19 protein-coding genes are annotated in these 24,666 nt (G+C 70.6%); 6 read left to right on the top strand and 13 right to left on the bottom strand.

From position 1 onward, the window contains the following. Window positions 1–18: 18 nt before the first annotated feature. From LZ199_RS14570 to LZ199_RS14595, 6 genes are all read right to left on the bottom strand, one after another. Complete coding sequence (locus LZ199_RS14570; protein WP_253994287.1) at window positions 19–1,398, bottom strand: DmpA family aminopeptidase; 1,380 nt, start codon at window positions 1,396–1,398, stop codon at window positions 19–21. Between the two features lie 151 nt (window positions 1,399–1,549). Continuing rightward, a complete protein-coding gene (locus LZ199_RS14575) occupies window positions 1,550–3,799 on the bottom strand; it encodes a D-alanine--D-alanine ligase family protein (protein WP_253994288.1) in 2,250 nt (749 codons plus the stop codon). Next, entirely contained in the window at window positions 3,784–4,395 is a 612-nt protein-coding gene (locus tag LZ199_RS14580; RefSeq protein WP_256569128.1) for an RDD family protein, read from the bottom strand. The genes LZ199_RS14575 and LZ199_RS14580 overlap by 16 nt, the downstream gene beginning before the upstream one ends. Window positions 4,396–4,418: 23 nt before the next feature. Further along, window positions 4,419–4,796: a hypothetical protein gene (locus LZ199_RS14585; protein ID WP_253994290.1), complete on the bottom strand. Its 378-nt coding sequence runs from the start codon at window positions 4,794–4,796 to the stop codon at window positions 4,419–4,421. A gap of 192 nt (window positions 4,797–4,988) precedes the next feature. Continuing rightward, on the bottom strand, window positions 4,989–5,957 hold the full coding sequence (hemB, locus tag LZ199_RS14590) for a porphobilinogen synthase (RefSeq protein WP_253994291.1): 969 nt from the start codon (window positions 5,955–5,957) through the stop codon (window positions 4,989–4,991). Window positions 5,958–6,021: 64 nt separating this feature from the next. After that, on the bottom strand, window positions 6,022–6,231 hold the full coding sequence (locus LZ199_RS14595) for a hypothetical protein (RefSeq protein ID WP_163864757.1): 210 nt from the start codon (window positions 6,229–6,231) through the stop codon (window positions 6,022–6,024). Between the two features lie 240 nt (window positions 6,232–6,471). Between LZ199_RS14595 and LZ199_RS14600 the strand changes: the two genes are divergently transcribed. From LZ199_RS14600 to LZ199_RS14615, 4 genes are all read left to right on the top strand, one after another. Beyond that, window positions 6,472–7,425, top strand: coding sequence for an ABC transporter ATP-binding protein (locus tag LZ199_RS14600; protein ID WP_253994292.1), 954 nt, complete (start codon window positions 6,472–6,474; stop codon window positions 7,423–7,425). Beyond that, window positions 7,422–8,258 carry a hypothetical protein gene (locus LZ199_RS14605; RefSeq protein ID WP_253994293.1) on the top strand — a complete coding sequence of 279 codons (837 nt, stop codon included), beginning with the start codon at window positions 7,422–7,424 and terminating at the stop codon, window positions 8,256–8,258. The genes LZ199_RS14600 and LZ199_RS14605 overlap by 4 nt, the downstream gene beginning before the upstream one ends. A 1-nt stretch (window position 8,259) precedes the next feature. Further along, window positions 8,260–9,435, top strand: a complete 1,176-nt coding sequence (locus LZ199_RS14610) for a hypothetical protein (RefSeq protein WP_253994294.1) — start codon at window positions 8,260–8,262, stop codon at window positions 9,433–9,435. 174 nt (window positions 9,436–9,609) lie between these two features. After that, entirely contained in the window at window positions 9,610–12,867 is a 3,258-nt protein-coding gene (locus LZ199_RS14615; RefSeq protein WP_253994295.1) for a fused MFS/spermidine synthase, read from the top strand. Between the two features lie 72 nt (window positions 12,868–12,939). Here the strand turns inward: LZ199_RS14615 and LZ199_RS14620 are convergent, their stop codons facing one another. From LZ199_RS14620 to LZ199_RS14630, 3 genes are all read right to left on the bottom strand, one after another. Next, entirely contained in the window at window positions 12,940–13,734 is a 795-nt protein-coding gene (locus tag LZ199_RS14620) for a tRNA1(Val) (adenine(37)-N6)-methyltransferase (RefSeq protein ID WP_253994296.1), read from the bottom strand. Window positions 13,735–13,740: 6 nt separating this feature from the next. Next, window positions 13,741–14,886 (bottom strand): DUF1015 family protein, encoded by a 1,146-nt coding sequence (locus tag LZ199_RS14625; RefSeq protein ID WP_253994297.1) that lies wholly within the window; start codon window positions 14,884–14,886, stop codon window positions 13,741–13,743. 67 nt (window positions 14,887–14,953) lie between these two features. Continuing rightward, complete coding sequence (locus tag LZ199_RS14630) at window positions 14,954–16,186, bottom strand: hypothetical protein (protein WP_253994298.1); 1,233 nt, start codon at window positions 16,184–16,186, stop codon at window positions 14,954–14,956. 192 nt (window positions 16,187–16,378) lie between these two features. On the opposite strand from LZ199_RS14630, the gene LZ199_RS14635 reads away from it, so the two are divergent. Together LZ199_RS14635 and LZ199_RS14640 are read left to right on the top strand one after the other, a co-directional pair. After that, a complete protein-coding gene (locus LZ199_RS14635) occupies window positions 16,379–17,845 on the top strand; it encodes a deoxyribodipyrimidine photo-lyase (protein ID WP_253994299.1) in 1,467 nt (488 codons plus the stop codon). 104 nt (window positions 17,846–17,949) lie between these two features. Beyond that, window positions 17,950–18,270, top strand: coding sequence for a polyhydroxyalkanoic acid system family protein (locus LZ199_RS14640; protein ID WP_163864626.1), 321 nt, complete (start codon window positions 17,950–17,952; stop codon window positions 18,268–18,270). Between the two features lie 12 nt (window positions 18,271–18,282). Here the strand turns inward: LZ199_RS14640 and LZ199_RS14645 are convergent, their stop codons facing one another. The 4 genes from LZ199_RS14645 to LZ199_RS14660 are packed head-to-tail and all read right to left on the bottom strand — an operon-like array spanning window position 18,283 to window position 24,663. Then, window positions 18,283–20,073, bottom strand: a complete 1,791-nt coding sequence (locus LZ199_RS14645) for a CheR family methyltransferase (RefSeq protein WP_253994300.1) — start codon at window positions 20,071–20,073, stop codon at window positions 18,283–18,285. Next, on the bottom strand, window positions 20,067–21,065 hold the full coding sequence (locus LZ199_RS14650; protein WP_253994301.1) for a chemotaxis protein CheB: 999 nt from the start codon (window positions 21,063–21,065) through the stop codon (window positions 20,067–20,069). Before LZ199_RS14650 ends, LZ199_RS14645 begins: the two co-directional genes overlap by 7 nt. A gap of 34 nt (window positions 21,066–21,099) precedes the next feature. After that, complete coding sequence (locus LZ199_RS14655) at window positions 21,100–23,376, bottom strand: hybrid sensor histidine kinase/response regulator (protein ID WP_253994302.1); 2,277 nt, start codon at window positions 23,374–23,376, stop codon at window positions 21,100–21,102. 39 nt (window positions 23,377–23,415) lie between these two features. Next, window positions 23,416–24,663: a methyl-accepting chemotaxis protein gene (locus tag LZ199_RS14660; RefSeq protein ID WP_253994303.1), complete on the bottom strand. Its 1,248-nt coding sequence runs from the start codon at window positions 24,661–24,663 to the stop codon at window positions 23,416–23,418. Window positions 24,664–24,666: the final 3 nt, after the last annotated feature.

Here is a 24,666-nt window from a genome sequence, read left to right on the forward strand (position 1 = left end):
AGACGTGAAAAGAGGCGCTTAACTATCAGAACCCGAGGGGCTGCCGGAAGAGGAACCCTCAGAAGGGCCTGAAGGGGCCTGCTCGGCCCCAGGCCCCCCCCCGGGTTCCACGTCCGGGGCGGGCCGCGTCGGGAAGGGAATCCCCTCCGCCCCCCGGACCTGGGTGGGTCTGGCGGTGGACACCGTCACCTCCCCCTCCCGGTCCTCGTCGGTGGGCCGCTCCCGGGAGGCGGGGGCGCTGCTCTGCTGGGGCCGCTTCTTCACCGAGGCGAAGATGGGCTTGCAGGCGTCCACGAAGCGGCGGACCTCGTCCAGGGGGAGCGCCGGGCAGTGGTTCCCGTTGGCCCCTGTCATGGACGTGGCCATGCAGATGGCGTTGAGGATGGCCTCCTCGGTGGCCTCCATCACCGCCTCGTAGAGCGGATCCAACCGCTGATCCAACAGGAGCTTGAGCTTGTAGACCATCTTCTGCGTGCGCCGCGGGATGATGTTCGCGGTGGAGAAGCCGACGACAATCTCCCCCGAGCCGTGCGCCGCGTAGCTGCCCACCCGGCCAATGCCCAGCCCCACCCGCTTGCACAGGCGGTTGATTTGATGACTGAGCAGCGGCGCGTCCGTGGCCACCACCGCGATGATGGAGCCGTACGTCTTGCCCCGGGTGGGCGCGCCCTTGAACTTCTCCGCCAGCACCTCGCCCACGGGCAGGCCGCCCACGCGAAGGTTGTGCATCTTCCCGAAGTTGGACATCACCAGCACGCCCAGCGTGTAGCCGCCCAGGACTTCCGGCAGCTTGCGCGAGGACGTGCCAATGCCGCCCTTGAAGTCGCACGTCACCATGCCGGTGCCGCCGCCCACGTTGCCCTCGGCCACCGGGCCGGAGGCGGCGTTGCGGATGGCCTCGAAGACGTGCTCCTCGCGCACGTGCCGGCCGGAGATGTCGTTGAGCCAGGAGTCGTCGCACTCGCCGACGACAGGGATGATGACGTCATGCTCGTCGCCGATGCCCGGGTAGCGCTCGACGAGGTGGCGCGCCACGCCGTCCGACACCGCGCCCACCGCCATGGTGTTGGTGAGAAGAATGGGCGTCTCGATGAGGCCCCACTCCATGAGCTGCGTCATGCCGGAGACCTCGCCCGCGCCGTTGAGCACGAAGCCTCCGCCCGTCATCCGCTCCATGAAGATGTTGCCCTTGTTGGGCATGATGGCCGTCACGCCCGTGCGCACCGGGCCGTGGCCCGGTCTCAGCGGGCCGTCGCCCTGGATGAGCGTGCAGTGGCCTACGAGCACGCCCTCCACGTCGGTGATGGCGTTGTATTTCCCGGGCTTGAAGCGGCCCAGCGGAAGACCCAGCTCGCGAGCGCGAACCCGCGGTCCCTTGTACTCGGGGATGTGCACCATGCCGGGCACACTAGCGGACCATCACCCACCGTCAACCACTCCGAACGCGTAATATCTTCAGGCTCGCGAATGAGAACGCGGCCTCGCTCCACGTGAGAACGGGAGCGGGCCGCGTGTGAAGGAGCAAGGCCCCGAGCGTCGGGGCTTGTCGTCAGGCCTTGGCTTCGATGCGCGGGGGCACGTCACCGTGCGCCGACGCGTCGTTGCCACCCGTGCCGTTGCCGTTGCCACCGTTGCCACCAGGCGCCGCCGTGGTGGCGGGAGCGGGCGTGACGGTCGCCGGGACGAGCGCGCCGGCCTCGTCGAGCGAGGGGCCCTTGTGGTGGTGGTGAGACACGGTGGAGGCGTGCTCGGTGGCGGCGCGGCGCGCCTCGCGCTCCTTGTAGCGGCGGATGGCGGGGGCCATGATTTCGCCGATGAGCGCGCGGTAGTCCATGCCCGCGCCCTGGGCGATGAGCACCAAATCGCTCCAGCCCGGCGTGAGGCCCGGCAGCGGGTTGCACTCGATGAAGTAGATGCGCCCCTTGTCGTCCATGCGGAAGTCGATGCGCGCGACGTCGCGGCACCCCAGCGCCATGAACGAGCTTCGCGCCGCCGTGCGCAGCTTCTCCAGCAGCGCGGGCTCCAGCTTGGCGGGCGCGTCGTAGCGGATGCGGTCCGTCCAATCGAGCTTGTGCTGGAAGCTGTAGACGGGGTTCTTCTCGCCCTTGTCCAGGAAGACGATCTCCATGGGCGGCAGCACGCGCGGACGGCGCTCGCCGAGCAGGCCCACGGTGAACTCACGCCCGCCGATGTACTCCTCGATGAGCGCGGGCTGCTGGTACTTGCTGGCGATTTCGCGCACCACTTCGCGCAGCTCCGCCTCGCTGTGGCAGACGCTCTTGGTGACGACACCCTTGGAGCTGCCCTCCGCCACCGGCTTCACGATGAGCGGGAAGGTGGTGAACTCCTTGTTGAGCCGCTCCTTGCCCGTGGCCATCAGCTGGAAGTTGGGCGTGAGGATGCCGGCCTGGCGGACAATCTTCTTCGCCAGCGCCTTGTCCAAGGCAATGGAGAGCGTGGCGGGGTCGCTTCCCGTGTACGGGATGTCCAGGAGCTCCAGCATCGCGGGCACCTGGCTCTCGCGGTTGCGGCCCTTGAAGCCCTCGGCGATGTTGAAGACGATGTCGAGCGGCGTGCTGGACAGCACCGTGGGCAGCTCCGCGGTGGCCTCCAGGTCGATGACCTCGTGGCCCCAGGACGCAATCGCCTCGCGGATGGCCTGCAGCGTGTTGGGCGAGTCGTACTCCGCCTCGCTGTCCTCCACCGCCTCCGCGTTGGCCATGGGCTTCACGCGCTTGACGTTGTAGGTGAAGCCCACGCGCAGGGGCCCCGTCTTGCGAGCGGGCTTGCCCTGCCGCCGCGCGGAGTCCTTGATTTTGTAGCGCTTGGCCGCGCTCTGGATGATGGAGTTGATGACCCCGTCCAGGTGCAGGCCGTCCAGCTCCGCCGACGCGTAGATGCCCGCGCCCGGCTCCAGGCTGGGCAGCGCGTTGATCTCCAGGAAGTACGGCACGCCCGCGTCGCTGAGCCGGAAGTCGATGCGGCCCAGGTCGCGGCAGTCGAGCGCCTGGTAGATCTTCTGCGCCATCTTCCGGACGTCCTCCGCGGTGCGCAGCGGAATCTGGGCGGGGGCGCGCACGCTGACGGCGCTCTCCTTCTTCGTCTTCAGCTCGTAGTCGTAGATGGCGTACCGGCGGCCCGCCGTCACGGCCGGGTCCACCACGTACTCCACCGGCGTGAGCACGCCGTCGTAGTCGTTGTCCAACGCCGCCAGGAAGGGCACCGTCAAGTCGCGGCCGGAGATGTACTCCTCCACCAGCACGCCCGCGGGGTACTTCTCCAGCGCGATGGCCACCTTGGCGCGCACCTCGTCCAGCGTCTCCGCGATGGAGTCCTGGGTGATGCCCTTGGAGGAGCCCTCGAAGTTGGGCTTCACGATGACGGGGAAGCGCAGGTTCTCCGCCGTCAGCTCGCTGAGCTTCTCCACGTACTGCCAGCCCGGAGTGCGGATGCCCTGCTTGGCCAGGACGAGCTTGGTGAGCTGCTTGTCCAGCGTCACCGCCAGCGCGTACGCGTCCGAGCCCGTGTACGGGAAGCCCAGCTCGTCGAAGAGCGCGGGATAGAACGCCTCGCGGAAGCGGCCCCGGCGCCCTTCCGCGGTGTTGAAGATGAGGTCGGGGCTGTAGGCCTCCAGCCGCGCCACGGTGCGAGAGGCCGGGCCGCTCACCTCGAAGCGCTCCAGTCGATGCCCCAGCCGCTCGATTGCCGAGGCCAGCGCGTTGACCGTCTCCTGGGTATCGAACTCCGCTTCTTCTTCCGAATCAGACAGCCGCAGGTTGTGGGTCAGCGCGATGCGCACGGGAGCCCCCTTCTCTTCTTCAGCGAGCGACCGCGGCGCACCTTCGCCGCGGACATGAGTCTCCCCGGTGCACGCTGATGCGCCACGGGGTCGCGGGCTGCAACGGTTGCGCCCGCCACAACCTTCCCATCCACCACTTGCGTCTGCGCCCAGGTGTCACCGAGCCGCCAGCCGAGCGGATCCCTCACCACGCGCCACGCCTCGATGCCGCCAATCGCCACGAGCCCCGCCGCCGCCGCCACCGGACCCAACGGCTCCGGCATCATTCCCAGGAGGACGATGAGCGCCAGCGGCGCGTTGCGAAGCGTGCTGTCGCGGTGCCGCGCCGCCGAGCGCGTGGGCAGGTGCATCACCTTCACGCCGAAGATGCGCTTGCCCACGCTCTGGCCCTGAATCATCCCGTCGGCGAGCAAGAGGAACAGCAGCGCGACGACGGCGCCCGCGGCGCCACACACCACGTACAGGCCCCACGCCACGCCCACGTCCACCACGCGCGCGCCCAGCCGCAGCCACAGCGACGCCTTGGGGTACGGAGAGCCCGGGGCGGAGTCCTCCACCACCAGCCTCAGCGCGCGCCCACCCCGGCTGGAGGTCATGAAGAGCCGCTCGCGTTGCGCGCTCACTCCTCGGGCTCCAAGGTGAGACCCTCCTCGTGGGGTTCCGGCTCGTCCAGTCCCGCCAGCCGCGCCAGCCGCTCATGCGCGCTCAACGGATGGAACGGTGCCTGGGAACCCGAGCCGGGCGCCCAGTCATTCCCCGCCGCCGTCGGTCCCGACTCGGACAGGCGCAGGAGCTTCGAGCGCGCCGCGTCCACGTCCGGCTCGACGGCCACACCTTCACGCGTGAAGAAGAGGAACGCCATGGCGGGCCGCTTGGAGGACTCGCGCATCGCGAACTGCACGCCGTCCAGGTTCCAGCCCTTCGCCGTCCACTCGTTCAGGGTGCGCTCCAGCGCTCCCTCGTCCACCGTGGACAGCTCCACCACTTTGTACTGCAAGGATACGGAGGTACGAACCACGGGGGAGCGCCCGGTGCCGGGGCGCTGAGCCTTGCCGCGCCGGCGTTGGGGCGGGGGCTTCTCCGACTTGCGTCTGGGACGCTTCTTGGTGGGCATCGTGCGCGGGCTATTTGGGCGCAACACCCGCGGCGGATCAAGCGGCAACCCGCACGCGGGGCTGGCGGATGTTGCCTACAGGAGCTTCGCGGCTTCCAGCGCGTGGTAGGTGATGATGAGGTCCGCGCCGGCACGTTTGATGCCGGTGAGCGTCTCCAGCATGACGCGCTCGTAGTCAATCCAGCCGTTCTGCCCGGCGGCCTTGAGCATCGCGTACTCGCCGGAGACGTTGTAGGCGGCCAGCGGCAAATCGAACCGCTCGCGCACGGCGCGGATGACGTCCAGGTAGGCCAGCGCGGGCTTGACCATGAGCATGTCGGCGCCCTCCTCCACGTCCAGGGCGACTTCGCGCAGGGCCTCGCGCACGTTGCCCGGGTCCATCTGGTAGCCCTTGCGGTCGCCGGCCTTGGGCGCGCTCTGGGCGGCCTCGCGGAAGGGGCCGTAGTAGCCGGAGGCGTACTTGGCCGCGTAGGAGAGGATGGGGATGTCCGTCAGGCGCACCTCGTCCAGCGCGCGGCGGATGGCGCCCACGCGGCCGTCCATCATGTCCGAGGGCGCGATGATGTCAGCGCCGGCCTGGGCGCAGGTGACGGCCATCTGCGCGAGCAGCGGCAGCGTGGCGTCGTTGACGACGTGGCCGCCCTCCAGCACGCCGCAGTGGCCGTGGTCGGTGAACTCGCACAGGCACACGTCGGCGATGACCTGGAGGTCGGGCTCGGCGGCCTTGATTTCACGGATGGCGCGCTGGACGATTCCGTCGCGCGCGTAGGCCTGGGAGCCCTGGGCGTCCTTGTGGTCGGGGATGCCGAAGAGGATGACGGAGGGCACGCCCAGCGACTTCGCCAGGCGCGCCTCGGCGACGGCGTGCTCCAGCGACAGGTTGAAGATGCCCGGCATGGAGGCGATGGGACGGCGCACGTCCCGGCCTTCCACGACGAAGAGGGGGTAGATGAAGTCCCCCGGGTCCAGGCGCGTCTCGCGGACCATCTCACGCAGGACGGGCGAACGGCGCAGGCGGCGGGGGCGATGGACGGGATGGGCCATGGTGGACGCCGATATAAACCGACGACGCCCGGCCTTCATCGTTTCCGTGGGGTCGCCCGGCCGCTCACCCTGCGGCGAGCCGCCAGCTGTGCTGATGGCGCAGCCGCTCCCGGGCGTGGCGCTGGGCCCGCACCTCCGCGATGTCCGCCTCGTGCAGAGCCCGCGCGTAGCGCACCCGCGCCGCTTCGGTGCCCGCGGCCAGGCCCTGCTCGGCGGCCGCCAGCTCCCTCCGGGCTTCCTCACGCTGCTGCTCGACGCGATCTCCGTACGTCATCATTCCTCCTGCCTTGGGGTGTGCGGCGGGGGACTGCATGCGACGGACCACCCAAGCCCCCACCGCAAGGGGGCGAAACGACGAGGTGTCGCGGCGCGGCAGGGACAGCAGGCGTGCGAAACCCATTTCCCAGGGCCGCGAAAACACCGTCGCGGAACACCCGCGGCGTGCGCCCGCTCGGCCGCCCCTTCCGACCGTCCGCGCGGAAGCAATCGCTGTCCAACCCGCTCGTCTACAGTGGTGACCGTGACAGCCAGCACACCCGCCATCGAAGTGACGAACCTGCGCAAGACGTACAACCGCGCCTTCCGGAAGACGGGGAACATCGCCCTCCGGGGCATGGACCTGTCGGTTCCCCGAGGAAGCGCCTTCGGGCTCATCGGCCCCAACGGCGCCGGTAAAACCACCTTCATCAAGAGCATCCTCGGCATCGTCCAGCCGACGGAGGGCACCGTGCGCGTGCTGGGGGGCTCTCCCGAGGACCCCCGCATCCGCGCGCGCATCGGATACCTGCCCGAGCGCCTGCACCTGCCGGGCTCGTGGACGCCCACCGCGTTCCTCGCCACGGTGGGCCGACTCAAGGGCCTGCCGCCGGACGCCGCCGGACACTTGAGCCTGCTGGAGCGCGTGGGCCTCGCGGACGCCGTGGGCCGGAAGATTGGTGGGTACTCCAAGGGAATGCGGCAGCGGCTGGGCCTGGCGGCGGCGCTCATCGGGAAGCCGGACCTGTTGGTGTTGGACGAGCCCACGGACGGAATCGACCCGATGGGCCGCATGGAGGTCCGGCGCATCCTCCAGGAGGAGGTCCAGCGAGGCACCACGCTCTTCCTGAACTCGCACCTGCTGGCGGAGACGGAGCGGGTGTGTGACAGGGTGGCCATCCTCGCGGACGGGCGGGTGGTGCGCGAGGGGAAGCTGGAGGACCTGGTGCGCGGCGAGTCGCGGTGGGTGGCGCGCTTCGCGCCCGGGGTGAGCGTGGAGGCGCTGGGGAGCGCGGGCTTCGTGCCGGCCCGTGCGGACGGCGTGTTCCACGTCGAGGCACCGGACGCGACGGTGCTCAACGCGGCGTTGGACCGGGCGCGGGCGGCGGGGGCGTTGCTGGTGGAGCTGCGGCGCGACGGAATGGATTTGGAGGCGGTGTTGCTGGGGACGGTGAGCGCGCAGGCGATGCGAGCGGCGGAGGTGGCGGCGTGAGTCCGGTGCTCGGTATCGCGGGGTACGTGCTGCGGGAAGCGGCGTCGCGCAAGTTCATCATGGCCTTCATGGTCGGCCTCACCCTGGTGCTGGCGGTGGTGGCGCTGGGAATGCGCATCGACGTCATCGACGGCGCGCTCGCGGCCTCGCGCCTGTTCGGCCAGGAGGTCCGCGCGACCATCCAATCCGTCGACGTGGCGCTGCGGCCCGTGTACCAGGCGTCGGCGTTCATCGTGTTCTACGGTGGCATCCTGTTTGGAATCGTCGCGTGCTCGGACTTCGCGCCGTCGTTGATGTCGCCGGGGCGAATCGAGCACCTGCTCGCGCTGCCGATTCAACGCTGGCACCTGCTGGCGGGGACGTTCCTCGGGGTGATGACGCTGGCCCTGGGCGGGACGCTGTATGGCACCACGGGGCTGGTGCTCATCTTCGGCGTGAAGACGGGGTACTGGACGGTGGGGCCGCTGGTGGCGGGGCTGATGGCGTGCGTGGGGTTCGCCGCGGTGTATGCGGTGATGCTGACCATGGCGACGCTGGTGCGCAGCGCGGCCTTGTGCGCGGCGGCGGGCTTCGCGGTGCTCGTGGGCGGCATCATCGCCGGACACCGGCAGGACATCGCGAAGGCCTTCGAGGAGGGCTTGAGCCGGAGCCTGTTCCAGGCGGTGACGCTGGTGCTGCCGCGCCTGTCCGCGCTGGCGGAGGCCGCGGGAGACATGGCCGCGTCGCTGCCCCTGGAGGTGCGCTCGCTGGGGACGCTGCTCGTGGGGGTGTTCGTGTTCGGGCTGGCGGCGCTCGTGGTGGGGTTCTGGCGGTTCGAGGGAAAGGATTACTGACATGGAGAAGCGCCAGAAGCGGCGGGTGTGGTTGGTGATGGCGGCGCTGCTGTTCGTCGCGGCGGCCGTGCTGATGTTCGCGGGCCAGGGAGAAGAGCCCGCGCCTCCACCGCTCGAAGTGGAGTTCCCCCGGCGGATGCGCCAGCCGGACCGCGAGCGCGCGGAGCGCCGCAGGACGCAGGTGCTCCCCACGCCCGTGTCCGCGGACTCCGGCACGGTGGCCGAGCGCCCGCGTCCCAGAGACCCGCTCCTCGCCGCGCTGCCTCGCGGTGAGGGCAAGACGGCGGTCATCATCGAGGCGAACGCGCTGAGGCACTCGCCCATCGGCGGGCTGCTGATGGACTGCCTGATGCGGGACGGCGGCAAGCAGCTCAAGGAGTTCCGCGAGAAGAGCGGCGTGGACCCGCTCCAGGACCTGGACCGGCTGGTCATCACGGACGAAGGGATGATGCTGTCGGGCAACTTCGAGAACGCGCGGTTCAAGGAGCTTTTGGGCGAGCGCGTGTCCGCGGACTACGGCGAGGGCGCGCGGGTGTACGAAGCGGGCGAGAACAGCGTCACGCGCCCGGATGGCACCACCGTGAAGCGGCGGGACACCTCGGCGATCGCGACATGGAACAACCAGCTGCTCGTGGTGGGCAAGTCGCCGGACGAGGTGAAGGCCGCCATCGACCGCGTGGAGGGACGCGGGCCGGACGAGCCCCCGGCCATCTCCGAGAGCAGCACGTATGGAGAGATGTACGGCGTGCTCTCGGTGGAGATGCTCTCCCGGCTGATTCCGCCGGAGCAGGCCGCGCTGGCCCAGCGACTGCGCGACGTGGCGAAGAACGTGGAGCTGCACCTGGACGCAAGCTCCGACGTGGCGCTGGTGGCGGAGGTGCGCGGCCCCAGCGCGGACGACGTGACGGACCTGGGCAAGTCCCTGGGCGCCGCGCTGTCGCTCGCGCGCATCAAGGCCCAGGCCGGCGAGGACAAGGACCTGGCCCAGTTGCTCGACTTCGCCAAGGTGAAGCCCGACGGTGACTCCTTCACGCTGGAGATGGCCGTTCCCCTGGAGGTCATCCGGGAGCGCCTGGCCATCTGCCGCGAGAATCGACAAGACGCCGAGAACGCCCTCGACGCCAAGGAAGCGCCCCAGGAAGCGGGGGTCGAGCAGGCCCCGGTGCCCGTGCGGTAGACGGGCGCCGGCCCACGGCGAGCCCTCCTCGGCCCCGGAGCCTCCGAGCGGATGCCCCCCGAGCGAACGAGGGGGCACGTTCGGTGGCCAAGGCGCGGCGATCTCTGCGAGACTTCGCCGCGCCCGGCCTGCCCCACTTCTCGAGGCAGCCCAGTCCGACGAGAGAACGGCTTGATGATTTCGCGTGTGTCGAGGGTGGCCCCGCTGCTGTTCGGCTCGGGGCTGTGTGCCCTTGTCTACCAGACGGTGTGGCTGCGGGAGTTTCGTCTCATCTTCGGTGCCAGCACGGCGGCGTCGGCGGCCGTCCTGGCCATCTTCATGGCGGGCCTGGGCCTGGGGGGTGTCCTCCTCGGCGCTCGCGCGGACCGCCAGCCGCGTCCCCTGAACTTCTACGCCAACCTGGAGCTGCTCATCGCCGCCACCGCGGCCCTGAGCCCCTTCCTCGTCGAGCTGGCGCGCGCCGTGTACATCGGCGTCGGTGGCACCCCCGTCCTCGGCATCGCCGGTGGCACGGTGGCCCGGATGATCCTCTCCGTGCTCGTGCTGTCGGTGCCCACGGTGCTGATGGGCGGCACCCTCCCGGCCGCCGCGCGCGCGGTGCAGTCGGATGACGACCCGGCCCGCCGCCACCTCGCCGTCCTCTATGGAGTGAACACGCTCGGCGCCGTCACGGGCGCCACGCTCTCCACCTTCTTCCTGCTGGAGGTCTACGGCAACCGCACCACCCTGTGGATCGCCTGCCTCCTCAACGCCGCCGTCGCCATCACCGCGCGCAGCGTGAGCCGGTCCATGGAGCCCGAGGGCGCGACGCCGCCCAAGCCGGAGACCCAGCCCGCCGAGGTCGCCGCCCCCGTGGCCGCCAGCCCCGCCGCGCCGCTCTCGGTTCCCCTCTCCGCCGCGCGCCACTCGCCCAAGTTCGCGCTCGTGGCCGCGATGCTGGTGGGCTTCGCCTTCCTGCTGATGGAGCTGGTCTGGTACCGGATGCTCGGCCCGATTCTCGGCGGGACGACGTTCACCTTCGGCCTCATCCTCGCCATGGCGCTGTTGGGCATCGGCCTGGGCGGCGCGGCCTACTCCATCGTCTTCCGGCACCGCCCCGCGACGCTGGCCGGGTTCGCCCTCACCTGCGCGGCGGAGGCGCTGTTCATCGCCCTGCCCTTCGCGCTGGGAGACAGACTGGCCGTCGTCGCCGCGCTGCTGCGCCCGCTGGGCGGCATCGGCTTCGCGGGGATGATGATGGGCTGGGCGCTGGTGGCCGCGGTGGTCATCCTGCCCGCCGCGTTCATCTCCGGCATCCAGTTCCCGCTGCTCCTGGCGCTCGTGGGCAAGGGCAGCCACGACGTCGGCAAGCAGGTGGGCCAGGTCTACGCGTGGAACACGGTGGGCTCCATCGTGGGCTCGCTGGCGGGCGGCTTCGGCGTGATTCCCCTCCTGACGGCGCCGGTGACGTGGCAGCTCGTCGCGGGAATCCTCGCGGTGCTGGGCCTCGCCTCCGTCGCGCTCTCCTTCCGGGTCGAGCGACTCCGGGTGGCCATGTGGCTGCCCGTCTCCGTGGCCGCGCTCGCACTGGTGATGTTGTCCGCGCAGGGTCCTTCCGCGGCGTGGCGGCATGGCAGCGTCGGCGCGGGCCGCGCGGGTTTGAACAACCCGACCATCAATCACATCGACGCGTGGATGCGCGCCAAGGCTCGCGGCATCGTCTGGGAGAAGGACGGCGTGGAGAGCAGCGTCGCGCTCAGCTCCACCAACGGCCTCTCCTTCGTCGTCAACGGCAAGACGGACGGCAACACCATCGGCGACGCGCCCACCCAGGTGATGAGCGGCCTGCTCGGCGCGCTGCTGCACGCGGACGCGAAGAACTCGCTCGTCATCGGCCTGGGCACGGGCAGCACCGCGGGCTGGCTGGGCGCCATCCCCCACATGGAGCGGGTGGACGCGGTGGAGATTGAACCGGCCATCCTCGAGGTCGCCCGTCGCTGCCACGCGGTCAACGCGAACGTGATGGACAACCCGAAGGTCCACCACTTCATCGGCGACGCGCGCGAGGTGCTGCTCACCACGCGGCAGCGCTACGACATCATCTTCTCGGAGCCCTCCAACCCGTACCGCGCGGGCATCTCCAGCCTCTTCACCCGCGACTTCTACCAGGCCGTGAAGGAGCGCCTGGCCGAAGGCGGCATCTTCGTGCAGTGGCTGCAGGCCTACGAGGTGGACTCGCTCACGGTGCAGAGCGCCTACGCGACGCTGTCCTCGGAGTTCGAGTCCGTGGAGACGTGGCAGGTGCACTCCGGCGACCTGCTGCTCGTGGCGACTCGCAAGCCGATGGTGCACGACATCGCGCGGCTGCGCGCCCGCATCGCCGAGGAGCCCTACCGCACCGCGCTGCGCGCCACCTGGCGCACGGACGAGGTCGAAGGCGTGCTCGCGCGCTTCGTGGCCAGCCCGGCCTTCACCACGCGCGTGGCGGAGGAGAGCCAGTCCCTCATCAACACGGACGACGTGTCCTTCATGGAGTTCGCCTTCGCGCGCAGCCTGGGGCGCGACGCGGGCTTCTCCATGAGCTCCCTCTGGACGACGACGCACAACCTGGGCACGGGCCGGCCGCAAGTCGCGGGCGAGGTGGACTGGGACCGCGTGGCGCAGCACCGCCTCTGGAACAGCACGCCCCTCTCCCGCGCGGAGGCCGCCAGTCCCGCCGTGAGGAAGTACGCCCCCTTCATCGAGGCGTACAACCGGAACCAGGCGCCCGTCGCCCGCGCGCGCTGGCTGCACGAGCGCTTCGAGCCCAAGGGCCCTCGCGAGTTGCTGGCGGTGGCCCGGGTGTTCGCGAACGCGGGTGAGGAAGAGACCTTGAAGTACACCGTGCCCATGCGCGCGACGATGCCCGTGGAAGCGGACATGCTGGAGGGCCTGCTGCACCTGCGCCAGAAGCGGCTGGAAGAAGCCACCACCCTGTTCGAGCGCGCGTTCATCGCCCTGCGGGAGAACCCGTGGCCGGCACGGGAAGTCACCTCCTCCATCCTCCCCGAGCTCATCCACATCGCCCGCGCCGACAAGAAGCTGGGCAAGCGGCTCATCGACGTGCTCGCCAAGCCCTTCGCGGCGGAGTCCCTGACGGTGGCACGCGAGGAGACGCGTATCGAAATGGCCCAGGTGGTGGACTGGATGGGGCTGTGCGTGGAGGTGCTCGCGCCCGTCGAGCCGCTGTCGGTCTGGGACAGCAAGCAACTGGATGACCGTCGCCGCTGCTACGAGCACCACGGGCACCCGATGGCGGCCGTGGCCGCGGCGGACCTGGAGCGGCTGCTCTCCCAGGCCCCCACGGTGTTCATGGTCCAGACCCTCCAGATTCCGGGGACGGAGGCGCCTCCCTCGGAGCCCGCTCCGTCCACGACGCCCGCTCCGCCCCAGGCGGGCGAGTCCGCGCCGTGAGGTCCTGAGGCACTCCGCGCCGCGCACGCGTCCAGGGAGGTCCTCCTGGGCGCGCTGTCGGCGCGGCGCTCCTCACACCACCATCGACCGCACCTCCGCCGTGAAGGCGTGCGCGTCATCGGCATGGACGACCAGGGGCGGCAGCACCACCAGGTCGGTGCGGCCCCCCTTCACCGCATGCAGCAGCACCAGCTTCGCGGGACGGTCCGCGCGCGGATGAATCCACCGCACCGTGCGCGGCTCCAGGCCCCGGGCTTTCAATGCCAGCACCAGCTCACTGAAGCGCGACGCCGGATACACCATGCACAGCCTTCCCCGAGGCTCCAGCAGGTGCGCGGCGGCCCTCGACACATCCTTCAGCTCACACGCCAGCTCATGCCGGGCGAGCGCCTTCTCCATGGACAGGCTGCTCCGCCCCGTGGCGCGAGCCCGGTACGGCGGATTGCACAGCACCTGCGCGTAGCTGCCCGCGGGGAACTGCTCGTGAGCCCGGCGCAAGTCGCCCTGCACCAGTGTCACCTCCCGCTCGCAGCGGTTGAGGAACACGTTGCGCCGCGCGAGGGAGAACAGGCCGGGCTGAAGCTCCAGCGCGGTGATGTCCGTGCGTCCCAGCCTGCACGCGAGCACCAGCGGGATGATGCCGCAGCCCGTGCCCAGGTCCATCAGCCGGCCTCTCGCCGCGCCGCCCTCCCCCGCCGCGAAGTGCGCCAGGAGCAGCGGGTCCAACGTGAAGCGATATCCCAGCCGACGCTGGAGCACCCGCACCGCGCCTCCGCAGATGGCGTCGAGCGTCTCGCCGGGGCCCGCCTGGAGCTCCAGCGGAGAGCCCCGAAGCGCCTCCGACGAGCCTGGCGTCAGCACCCTCACGCGCGGCTACGCGTCGGTGTCGAGGAACAGGAGGCCGGCGGGCGGCAGCGGGTCCACCCGCAGCGTCCCCGAGGGCAACGTGGCCTGCGCCTCCATCACCGCGCGGACCTCCCAGACAGGGGGCGGATTGAGCGCGAAGCCCACCTGGAACGTCCCCGCCTCCACGCCCTTCACCAGCGACTCCAGCCCCTGCACCGGGAAGACGTGGGGATGCCCCGCCGCCTCGGGGTCCTGGATGCCCAGCACCGTCCTCAGCACCAACGCGTTGAGCAGCGCCAGGTCCAGGCTGCGCAGCGTCGGGTTGCGCGGCGCGCCCTTCAGGTGGGCCAGGTCCAACCCCTGACGGAACCGGAGGATGCGCCCCCGTCCCCCGGGCAGCACCAGCAGCACGGCGTGGTGGCCTGAAATCAGCGTCGCCAGGCGCTCGCGCGCGGCCACGAGCCCACGAGGCGTGTCGAGCGGCTCGTCCAGCTCGTACACGCGCGCGTAGGCCGTCACCAGCGTGAGGAACGTCTCTTCCTTGAAGGTCGCCACGCCCTTGAGCGCGCGGTGGATGGGCAGCAGCTCCAGGCCCGGGTCCGACAGGGGCACCACGGCGGCCAGCGTCGGCCCGCTCTCGGCCAGCGCGGTGAGCGGGCGCATGGGCGCCTCGTCCAGCACGGCCTGGATGCGCTTGGACACGGGGGACGGCTCGATGCGCCGCAGCGCAATCGTGCGGCCGTCGTAGTCGCCTTCCCACACCAGGCTGGAGCGCTCGGCCGCCTCGGCGAGCAGCCCTCGGAACACGCCATGGTCATCCGCGGTGAGGGTGACGGCGGGCTCGGCCTCCCAGGAGCGGGGGCGATACGGGTCATGCTCCAGCGGAGTGCCCGCGTCCTGACGCAGCGCACACAGGAGGTAGCGCACCGGGGGGCCGCCCAGCTTGCCCGCCTGGCTGTGCACCTCCACCAGGTACAGCGCGGGCCGCGCATCCCTCAGCAGGACGCCGGAGTCGCGCTGCCGCCGCAGCTCCGCGGACGGGTTGGCGGCCTCCAGGAGGGGCCGGACGTGGGAAGGCTGGGGCACCGCGTTGCTGCGCGGCACGTAGCCGCTGGGCTCGAGGGTCCGAGCCAGCGGGGTCAGCAGGGCCGTGAAGGGATGGACGCGCGCCATGTCGACGGAAGGTGGTGTCTGCCCTCCCCCGTTGCCACGGCACGTGCTTGCCCGCCTGGGGGCCCGTCTACCACCAGACGTTGCGGTAAGGCCGGTCCTTCGCGTGCTTCAGGGACGAGCGGTCCACGCTCTCCTCCCACAGCAGGCTCACGGTGGTGATGGCGCCCGCCGAGCCGAGGAAGGACAGCACGTAGGGCGTGGACTGGTCGAACCCGCCCAGCACCAGGCCGGAGATGAGCAGCACCGCCGCGCCCACGCCCGCGCCGAAGAAGTCCGCCCGGAGAATCTGCGAGGGCGTCGGGTCATACCGCATGGTGGCCAGCGCCAGCGCACCCGCGCCAATGCCGGGAGCCAGGAGCAGCGCGTCCCGCCACGTCTTCGAGGAGATGTCCGTGCCGGAGAAGTGGATGACGGCCATCAGCAGCGCCGCATAGGCCGCGCCCCAGCCCGCGCCGGAGGCCATCAGCAGGCCGTCGTTCAGCGGCAGCTGTCCGCCCCCGAGCCCCGCGGTGAGCCACGCGCCCAGCTCCGCCCCGAGGAACGCGGACCAGGTCAGCACGCCCGCGTCCTGGGTGAAGAGGTCCATGAAGCCGGCCATGAACATGCCGCCCACCACGGAGTTGCCCATGCCGAAGGTCGACATCGGCCGGTCCACCCAATTGTTGAATTGCCACCACGCCGAGGCACCGAAGCCCAGGCCCGCGCCAATCAGCGTGCCGGCCAGCATCGCCTCGCGCGAGCTCTGGTCGAAGCTGAAGTCATTGGCGAACGCCTGCGTGAAGAAGCCACCCAGCGCGCCGAGCGTGGTGTGGTGGGCGATGAACTTGAAGCTGCCCGGCCCGGACAGGAAGGGCCCCAGGCGCTGGCGGCCGTCCAGCACGGCGCCGCTGTCCACGTAGTCGGCCTGCACGGGCGTCGACGCCGGGGACAGGGTGGGACGCAGGCCGTCCTGCGTCACCGGCGCCAGGGGCGAGGTGCGCGACGTGTCCGGCTCCTGGGCCAGCGGCGCGTCCCGGGTGGGGACCTCGCCATCCACGGGCGGCGCGGCCTGCTGCTGTGGCTGCGCGGAGCCGGGCTGTTCGTAGCCCGGCTGTGCTTGGGAGTCGCCGGGCTGCTGCTCCTGATACGCGGGAGACGTCGGCTGCGAAGGCGCGGCCTCCTGTGAGGGGTACGAGGGCTGCGCCTGGGACGGCTCCGTGTACGGATACGAGGAGCCCGTCTGGGCGCGCGCGGCTCCGGGAGAAGCGAGCACGAGCGCGAGGACGGCGGGGAGGCAGATCCAGTTTCTCAGAGGTGACACGCAAGCAACTCCTTGGGTCCGTGCGCCACAAGACCACAACCCGCGCCGCCGTGGTGGTTTTTGCATGCACCCGGGCCCACTCGCCACGACGGAGGCGCCCGGAGTGGGCGAAGCGTCACGCGCACGGCACTCCTTGCGCGCCTGCTTCAATTCTTTCGCGACGCGGAACGCGCTCAGGCATCGGTGCGCATCATGCCCAACGGGTTTTCGTGGTCCGAGCTCGACGTCGACTCCGCGCGCCTCGTGGTCATCAAGGACGTCCCCCTCCCTGACTCCGGTCGCGACTTCGTCCTGTACTGGTGCATGGTGAACCATCGCGCGGAAGAGAACCACGCGCTCGACACGGCCATCGCCCTGGGCAACCACCTGAACCTGCCCGTCGTCGTGTATCACGCGCTGCGGCCGGACTATCCCCATGCCTCGGACCGGCTCCACGCGTGGGCGATGGAGGGCATGGCGGACATGACGTCCGCCTTCGCGTCGCGCGGGCTGCCGTACTGGGTGGAGCTGCCACGCCACGCGCGTGAGCACCACCCGCGCCTGGCGGAGCTGGGCAAGCGCGCCGCCGCCGTGGTGGCGGACTACTTCCCCACGTACATCATCCCCGGACACCTGCGCGGCGCGGCCAAGGCGCTCCACGTGCCGCTGTTCGCGGTGGATTCATCCTGCGTGGTGCCCATGCAGCGCATCCCCACGCTTCAAGCGGGCGCGTACACCCTGCGTCCGAAGCTGCAGAAGCTGTGGCCGGAGTACCTGGGACGCACCCTGCGCTCGCGTCCCGTCAAGGCCGCGGCGGCCGGGCGCGAGCTGACGCCGGACTTCGACGTGGCCGACCCGCGCGAGGCCCGGCAGTCCCTGGCGAGCTTCCACATCGACCACGCGGTGACGCCGCTGGCGGAGCGCGGCGGGCGCAAGGCGGGCCTCAAGGCGCTCGACGCCTTCCTGCACGAGAAGCTGGAGGGCTACGACGACGGGCGCAATGACCCGGGCCGCTCGCACCAGTCGGGCCTGTCTCCCTTCTTCCACTGGGGCAACCTCTTCCCGGGCGAGGCGGCCCGCGCCGCCATCCGCGCGCGCGGCACCGATGACCCGAACGTGCGCGGCTTCCTGGAGGAGCTGCTGGTGCGGCGCGAGCTGGGCTTCAACTTCTGCTTCCACACCCCGGAGGCGAAGCAGCTCTCCGTGGAGTCGCTGCCCGGCTGGGCGCGCGAGACGCTGTCCACGCACCAGAAGGACCCGCGCGAGCACCTGTACTCGATGGAGCAACTGGAGCACGCGCGCACCGGGGACGGCCTGTGGAACGCGGCCCAGCGCGAGCTGGTGGAGCGGGGCCGCATCCACAACTACCTGCGCATGCTGTGGGGCAAGAAAATCCTGGAGTGGAGCCGCACGCCGGACGAGGGCCTGCAGCGCATCGCCCACCTCAACGACAAGTACGCGGTGGACGGCAGAGACCCGGCGAGCGTGGCCAACTTCATGTGGGTCCTGGGGCTGCACGACAGGCCCTTCCAGGAGCGCAAGGTGCTGGGGAAGGTGCGGCCCATGAGCTCGCCGCGCACCGCGGAGAAGTACGACCTGGCGCCGTACATGGAGCGCTGGGGGCAGCCCGGAGACCCGCCGGTGAAGCTCAAGCGCTCCCGGCGAGTGCCCGCCCCGTGAGCAAGGCTGTTGACATCCGCGCCTCCAAAAGTGACACGGCAATTCCCTTCTCGTCCCACCGCCACTAAACGCAAGGGTGGGACACCGACGCCAGGAGCCGTGCCATGGGCATGATGAAGTTCGATATTCCCCACTCCCTTCCGAAGGACGAGGTGAAGAAGCGCGTGGAGCAGCTTCTTCAGTACTGGGGAGGCAAGTACGGAGTGAAGGCGGACTGGCAGGGCGAGGGCGCCAAGATTGTCGGCAAGGTGATGGGCATCCAGTTGGACGCGTCCTTCAAAATCACCGACAAGGCCGTCGAGGGCGAGGGCACGGACCCCGGCATGCTGCTGCGCGGTCAGGCCAAGTCCTATCTCCAGAAGAAGTTCGGGTCCGTGCTGGACCCGAGCAAGTCGCTGGACCAGGTGAAGAGCACCCTGGACTGAGGGCGCCGGCCTTCAGTGCGGAGGCTGTTCTTCCAGCGCGGCGAGGGCGTAGCGCGCCGCGCGGGAGATGGCCTCCGCCGAGTCCGGCATCTCCGGGTAGTGCCCCGCCAGCGTGCGCTGCGGGAAGCGCAGCTGGGCAATCGCGTTGCGGTAGCTGCGACGCGCGGCCTCCGAGTCGTGGCTGCGCTCCTGCACCTGCGCCAGCAGGTAGTGGCCGATGGCCAGCGTGGGCTCCAGGAACAGCGCCTTGCCCAGTTCGGAGCGCGCCTCCTTCAGCTCTCCGGCCTGCAGCGCCGCCACGCCTCCGAAAATGCGGGCCTCCACGCACAGCGGCTCGCGCTGGATGGCCTGGGCGAAGGCCTCGCGCGCCTCGGGGATGCGCCCGGTGAGCGAGAAGAGGTTGCCCAGCGTCAACAGCGCGTCCAAGTCACTGGGCTCGTCCACCAGCAGGCGCTGCACGCCGGAGATGGCGCCCGGGAAATCCCCCTGCGTCATCTTCCGCACGGCCATGGCCAGCCGCTCCGCGGGCGGCAGCAGCTTGGGCCACGCGGAGGGCACCGCCAGCTCTCCGGTGACGGTGCGCGCGGGCGCGGACACCGCCGGAATCTCCACGGTGGGCCGCATGCGCGAGGCGTCGGGGGTGCCCACGGCGGGCAGCTCCATGGTGATGCGCGGGCGGCCCAGGTCATTGACCCGCGTCGTCGTCGAGGACGTCGACGCCGGGGCCGCTCCGGGCACGGGCGAGGCGGCGGGCAGCGGCCCCACGGCGGGGAAGGAGCCGGTGAGCGAACCGGGTCCCCGGGCGGAGGACGCGTCCGACGAGGCCCCGCGAGGACGGGCGCCGAAGGCCCCTTCGATGGGGGGCCGCGCGTACACGGCGGGAGAGAACGGCTCCGGCTCCGGGGCGCGCTGGGCCTGCTCGGCGGTGCCGGGGTACGGATGGATGCGCAGGGGCGGCGGACGGTAACCCTTGTCGCTCGGAGGGCGCCGGTACACGAAGGCGCCGTCGACTTCGATCATCTCGAAGCGGTCATAGACCTTGAAGAGGCTCTCCGAGTACCCGAGGAAGAGCAGTCCTCCGGGCCGCAGCGCGCTGAGGAAGCGGTCCATCAACCCGCGGATGGTGGGCAGGTCGAAGTAGATGATGACGTTGCGACAGAGGATGAGGTCCAGCGAGTTCAGGGCCACCTTGTCGAAGACGGGCACGGCCAGGTTCTGCCCGTCGAAGCGGATGTACTCACGCAGCGCGGGCAGCGCCTCGAAGCCGTCCTCGACGGGACGGAAGAACCGGGACAGCCGCTCCTGCTGGATGCTGATGCTCCGGCGCAGGGAGAAGCGGCCCTGCCGGGCAGCCTCCACCGCGGCCAGGTTCAGGTCCGTGGCCCACAGGTCCACCTCGGAGGACAGCGCGCCCAGCTCCGCCAGCACCATGGCCACGCTGTAGGGCTCCTCGCCCGTGGCGCAGCCGGCGGACCAGACGGACACGCGGCGCATCTCCCGCCGCGCGCGCGCCAGCAGGTCCGGCAGCACGCTCTTCTCCAGCGCGCGGAACTGCTTGCCGTCGCGGAAGAACTCCGTGTGCCCCACCGTCACCAGCGGCAGGAGGGAGCGCAGCTCCTCCTCACCACCGGGCCCCGCCAGTCGCTGGAGGTAGCGCTCCGGCTCCTCCACGCCCAGCGCGGGCATGCGGGTGGACAAGGCCAGCCGCAAGCTGTGGAACCCATCCGGGGTGATCTTCAGCCCCGCGCGCTCCAGGAGGAGCGCCGCCAGCTGCTGAAGCACTTTGTTGCTCACATTCAGCACGCTTCCACCCACTGCACCAACGTGGGGCCAATGCGCTCCAGCGGCAGCACTTCCTGCGCCGCCCCGAGCAGCACCGCCTCGCGAGGCATGCCCCATACCGCGGACGTCCCTTCATCCTGAGCGATGGTCCGCCCTCCCCGCTCCCGGATCTCCTTCATCCCCCGCGCACCGTCCCGCCCCATCCCCGTCAGGATGACCCCAACGCAGCTCGAGCCGAAGGTCTCCGCCGCCGAAGTGAGCAGCATGTCACACGAAGGCCGGAATCCTCGGAGAGCCGGTCCCGAGTCCAGCTCCAGCCTGCCCTCCGGTCGCACCAAGAGGTGGCTGCCCGACGGTGCGATGTAGACCGTCCCGGGCACCATCACCATGCCGTGCTCCGCCTCCGTCACTCCCAGCGCCGTCTCCATCGTCAGCCAGTGCGCGAGGCCCTCCGTGAAACCCTCGCTGATGTGCTGGCAGTAGGCGATGGGCGCGGGAAAGTCTCGTGGAATCTTCCGCAGTACCTGTGCAACGGCCTTCGGGCCGCCCAGGGACGCGGCGATGGCCACCAGGGGAAAGGGCGGCGGGGGCAGTTCCTCCTTGGGGGCCCGGGTGACGGAGCGCGTCTGGCGCACGGCCTTCACCTGGGCCAGCAGCACCAGCTTGCGCGCGATGTGGGCCCAGAAGTCCGCGCCGGGGACGGCCGGGCGCTCCACCACGTCCAGGGCGCCCAGGGCCATGGCCTGGAACGCGTCCTGGCCGGACAGGGCGCCGGGGTGCAGCGCCAGCACGGGCACGGGCCGGCCCACCATGACGTCGTCGATGGCCTCCAGGGATTCGATGCCCGTCAGGTCCACCAGCACCACGTCCGGGAAGTGACGCTGCACGGCGACGAGCGCGCCGGGGAAGTCGACTTCGGCGGGCCCCACCGGGACGAGCGACTCGCCGTCGAACAGGCCCCGGGCCGCGAGCGCGCGCAGCCCCTTGCCCACCATGAGCACCCTGAATGCCATCCCCGCCGCAGCCGTGCCGCCCAAACGTGGCTCCTCAGGTCAGCCTGTCGATTGCCTGCGCGAGCACTTCCACGCCCAGCTCTCCCTTGACGAGATAGGCATCCGCGCCCGCGTCCAGGCCGCGCCGCTTGTCCTCGGGAGAGGCGAGCGACGACAGGATGATGACGGGGATGCGCGCCACCGCGGGCGTCGACTTCAGCCGCCGCGCGAGCGAGAAGCCGTCCATCTTCGGCATCTGCACGTCGGTGAGGATGAGGTCGTAGGTGTTGTTCTGCACCTTGACGTAGGCCTCCTCGCCGTCCTGGGCCTCCTCCACCATGTGGCCCAGCGCCTTGACGAGCGCGCCCTCCGTCGCACGGGCAATGGGGGAGTCGTCCACAAGCAGCACCCGGAGCCGCTTGGCCGCCGGCGCCTGGGTGACGGGCCGCGCCATGCGACGCACCTCCGTCATGATGTCGGGGACGTGCAGCAGCACGGCGATGCGGCCGTCCTCCAGCGCGGCGGTGCCGGCGATGAAGGGCGCGCCCTTGAGGAACTCGCCGCCGCAGGGCTTCACGGCGACCTCGCGCTCGTCCACGAAGCCGTCCACCACGAGGGCCGCGTGGTCCTCGCCGTGACGGACGACGACGGCCGGCGGGCGGTCGAAGCGGTTGCCACCGTTGAGGCCCAAGAGCGGCCCCAGCGCCACGAGCGCGGTGGGCTTGCCCCGGTGCCGCACGGCGAGGGTGCCGAAGATTTCCAGCCGGTCATCCGGCTTGACGCGCATCACCGCCTCGACGTCGGCGGCGGGCATGCCGTAGACGTCATCGCCCAGGCGCACCAGCAGCACCTTCATCAACGCGAGCGACTGCGGCAGCCGCAGGGTGATGGTGGTGCCACGGCCGATGCGGCTGTTGACGCCCACGGAGCCGCCGAGCGTCTCCACCTTGCGCTTCACCACGTCCATGCCCACGCCGCGGCCGGACAGCTCGCTGACCTGCTCGCGGGTGGAGAAGCCGGGACGGAAGATGAGCTCGATGGCCTCGCGCTCGGACAGGGCGGCGGCCTGCACCGCGTTGATGAGGCGCTTGTTGACGGCCACCTGGCGCAGACGCTCGGGGTCGATGCCGCGCCCGTCGTCCTCCACCTCGATGTGGAGCATGTCGCCGTCCACGCGGACGCGGATGCGGACGCGGCCGGTGAGCGGCTTGCCGAGCTGCTGGCGCGTGTCAGGCGACTCCAGGCCGTGGTCCACCGCGTTGCGCAACAGGTGCACCAGCGCGTCGCGCACGTCGGCCAGCATGGACCGGTCCACGCCGATGTCGGCGTTCTCGATGACCAGGTCCACTTCCTTGTTCTGCGTGCGCGCCATGTCCCGCACCGCGCGCGGGAAGGCGTCGAACACCGTGGACAGCGGCACCAGGCGGGCCTCCGCCACGTGGTCCGCCATCTTCGCCAGGTTGCCGTGCAGGATGTTGATGCCGTCGTCGTTGCGCCGCACGAAGCGGAACGCGTCGTCGCGCAGCATGTGGAGGTCGCTCTCCACGCGGTCCAACACCGTGCGCACCTCGTTGGGGATCTCCACCTGCTCGGCCAGCCGCAGGAAGCGGTCTCCCAGGCGGCTGAAGCGCTCGAACAGCGCCTCCGTCTCCGAGCTGCGCAGCCGACCCCGGGCGCTCTCCACCAAGAGGTCACCCGCGAGCAGGCCCAGCGAGTCCAGCACCTCCACGTTCACGCGAATCGTGCGGTCGGCGATGGCCGACTTCGCCGCGCTCGGAGCCTCCTCCTCCCCACCTCGGGCCGGAGCGTGCGCCGAGGCCGGAGCCTCCGCGGGCGCCGGCCTGGGAGCCGCCACGGGGGCGGCTGCCACGGGGGGCGGCGCCGTGACGACGGGCGCCGCCACCGGCGGAGGCGGCTTGGGCTTCGAGCCATGAATGACGGGCGCGGCCTGGCCGGAGACCTCCGCCATCGCGCGCACGATGTCCTCGCTCGCGGACGTGCCGGTGTTCGCACCGGACAGGTCCTCGATGAGGTCGGACAGGACGTCGCAGGCACGGAGCATGACGTCCGTGGCGATCTCCGTGGCCGTGCGTCCCTCGCGCTCGGCGCGCAGGACGTCCTCCGCCGCGTGGGCGAGCTGACCGATGGCGGCGAGGCCCAGCATGCGGGCCTCTCCCTTCATCGTGTGCAGCTCGCGCGCGACGTCGTCCGCGGCCTGATCCGCGGTCTCCTTCTCCAGGTCCAACACACCCAGTTGGATCTTCTGGAGGCGGTCGGCGGTGACCTCCTGGAACTTCTTCAGGAGGGATTTCTTGAGTGCCTCGGTATCCATGGGCGGTGAGCGCTGCGCACCCTCCCCTTCCCAAAAGAGCTAGTCGGCCTTGAAGCGTTTGATGAGCTCCGCCAGCCGTGCGGCCAGCTGCGTGAGCTCCGCCGCCGCCCCCGTCGCCTGCTTCGACGCCTGGGTCGTCTGACGCGTCACATCTTCAATCTCCGCCATGGACGCCACCACCTGCTCGGTGGCCGTGCGCTGCTGCTGGGTGGCGAGGTTGATGACGCGGGCCGCGTCGCTCGTCTCCTGCACGCCGGCGAGGATGCCTTCCACGGCCTGGGCCGCGACGGCGCCCAGCTTCTCACCGGACTCGGTGGCGGACTTGGACGCCTCGGCGGCGCCCGCGGCGGCCGCGGTGGCCTCGCGAATCTCCGTGATGAGGTTCTTGATCTCCTTGGTGGAGTCCAGGACGTTCTCCGCCAGCCGGCGCATCTCCGCCGCGACGATGGAGAAGCCCTTGCCCGCCTCACCCGCGCGGCTGCCTTCCAGCGCCGCGTTCAGCGCGAGCAGGTCGGAGCGGTCGGCGATCTCATCGATGACCTCGACGACGGTGCCGATGCGCTCCACGCGCTTGGACAGCTTCGCGATGGAGTCCGCCACGGCGACGCCGTCGCTGCGGATCTGCTGCATGGCCTGGATGAACTCGCCAATGGCGCCACGGCCCGCGCGCGCCGCGCCGAGCGTCTCTTCCGCCACGCGCGCCACGCTGCCGGCGTTCTCCGCGATTTGAGCGGAGGCGTGCTTCAACTCCTCCATGGTGGCGGTCGTCTCGTGGATGGCCGCCGCCTGCTCCGTGGAGGACGTCTCGTGCTGGGTGGACGCCGCCAGCACCTGGTTGGCGGACGAGGACAGCCGCAGCGCCGCCTCGTTGATCTCCCGCACGAACGTACGCAGCGTTTCAATGACCTTGCCGAAGCCCTCCAGCAGGGGCCCGAGCTGGGGGTCCTCGGTGGTGGTGTTCCACCGGGACAGGTCGCCTTCGCGCACCAGGCTGATGAGCGCGTCGAGCGCCTGGTCGATCTCCTGCGCCGCCACGTGCTTGCGGTGCTCGGAGCTGGCGAAGTTGTCCAGCACCTGGTTGAGCAGGTGGGCCATCTCCTCGCCGCCGGCGCCGACCAGCTCCTTGGGGACGCGGGCCTGGAGGTTGCCGGCCAGCACCGTCAACAGCGTGTCGGTGAAGGCCTTGAGGGGCGCCGGCGGCGCGGCGGCACTCGCCTTGTTGGCGGGAGCCTTGCGCGCGGAGCGGGCCTTGGACGTGGGCTTCTCGTTGGGGGTGTCCAGGGACATTGC

It is taken from the genome of Myxococcus qinghaiensis, from assembly GCF_024198215.1.
Lineage (GTDB): Bacteria > Myxococcota > Myxococcia > Myxococcales > Myxococcaceae > Myxococcus > Myxococcus qinghaiensis.

Excerpts from the sequence above, each read along its gene's own strand:
- LZ199_RS14570 (WP_253994287.1), bottom strand. The coding sequence starts at position 1,398 with ATGGTGCACATCCCCGAGTACAAGGGACCGCGGGTTCGCGCTCGCGAG.
- LZ199_RS14640 (WP_163864626.1), top strand. The coding sequence starts at position 17,950 with ATGGGCATGATGAAGTTCGATATTCCCCACTCCCTTCCGAAGGACGAG.
- LZ199_RS14635 (WP_253994299.1), top strand. The coding sequence starts at position 16,379 with ATGCCCAACGGGTTTTCGTGGTCCGAGCTCGACGTCGACTCCGCGCGC.
- hemB (WP_253994291.1), bottom strand. The coding sequence starts at position 5,957 with ATGGCCCATCCCGTCCATCGCCCCCGCCGCCTGCGCCGTTCGCCCGTC.
- LZ199_RS14660 (WP_253994303.1), bottom strand. The coding sequence starts at position 24,663 with ATGTCCCTGGACACCCCCAACGAGAAGCCCACGTCCAAGGCCCGCTCC.
- LZ199_RS14580 (WP_256569128.1), bottom strand. The coding sequence starts at position 4,395 with ATGACCTCCAGCCGGGGTGGGCGCGCGCTGAGGCTGGTGGTGGAGGAC.
- LZ199_RS14595 (WP_163864757.1), bottom strand. The coding sequence starts at position 6,231 with ATGACGTACGGAGATCGCGTCGAGCAGCAGCGTGAGGAAGCCCGGAGG.
- LZ199_RS14615 (WP_253994295.1), top strand. The coding sequence starts at position 9,610 with ATGATTTCGCGTGTGTCGAGGGTGGCCCCGCTGCTGTTCGGCTCGGGG.
- LZ199_RS14610 (WP_253994294.1), top strand. The coding sequence starts at position 8,260 with ATGGAGAAGCGCCAGAAGCGGCGGGTGTGGTTGGTGATGGCGGCGCTG.
- LZ199_RS14655 (WP_253994302.1), bottom strand. The coding sequence starts at position 23,376 with ATGGATACCGAGGCACTCAAGAAATCCCTCCTGAAGAAGTTCCAGGAG.
- LZ199_RS14625 (WP_253994297.1), bottom strand. The coding sequence starts at position 14,886 with ATGGCGCGCGTCCATCCCTTCACGGCCCTGCTGACCCCGCTGGCTCGG.
- LZ199_RS14650 (WP_253994301.1), bottom strand. The coding sequence starts at position 21,065 with ATGGCATTCAGGGTGCTCATGGTGGGCAAGGGGCTGCGCGCGCTCGCG.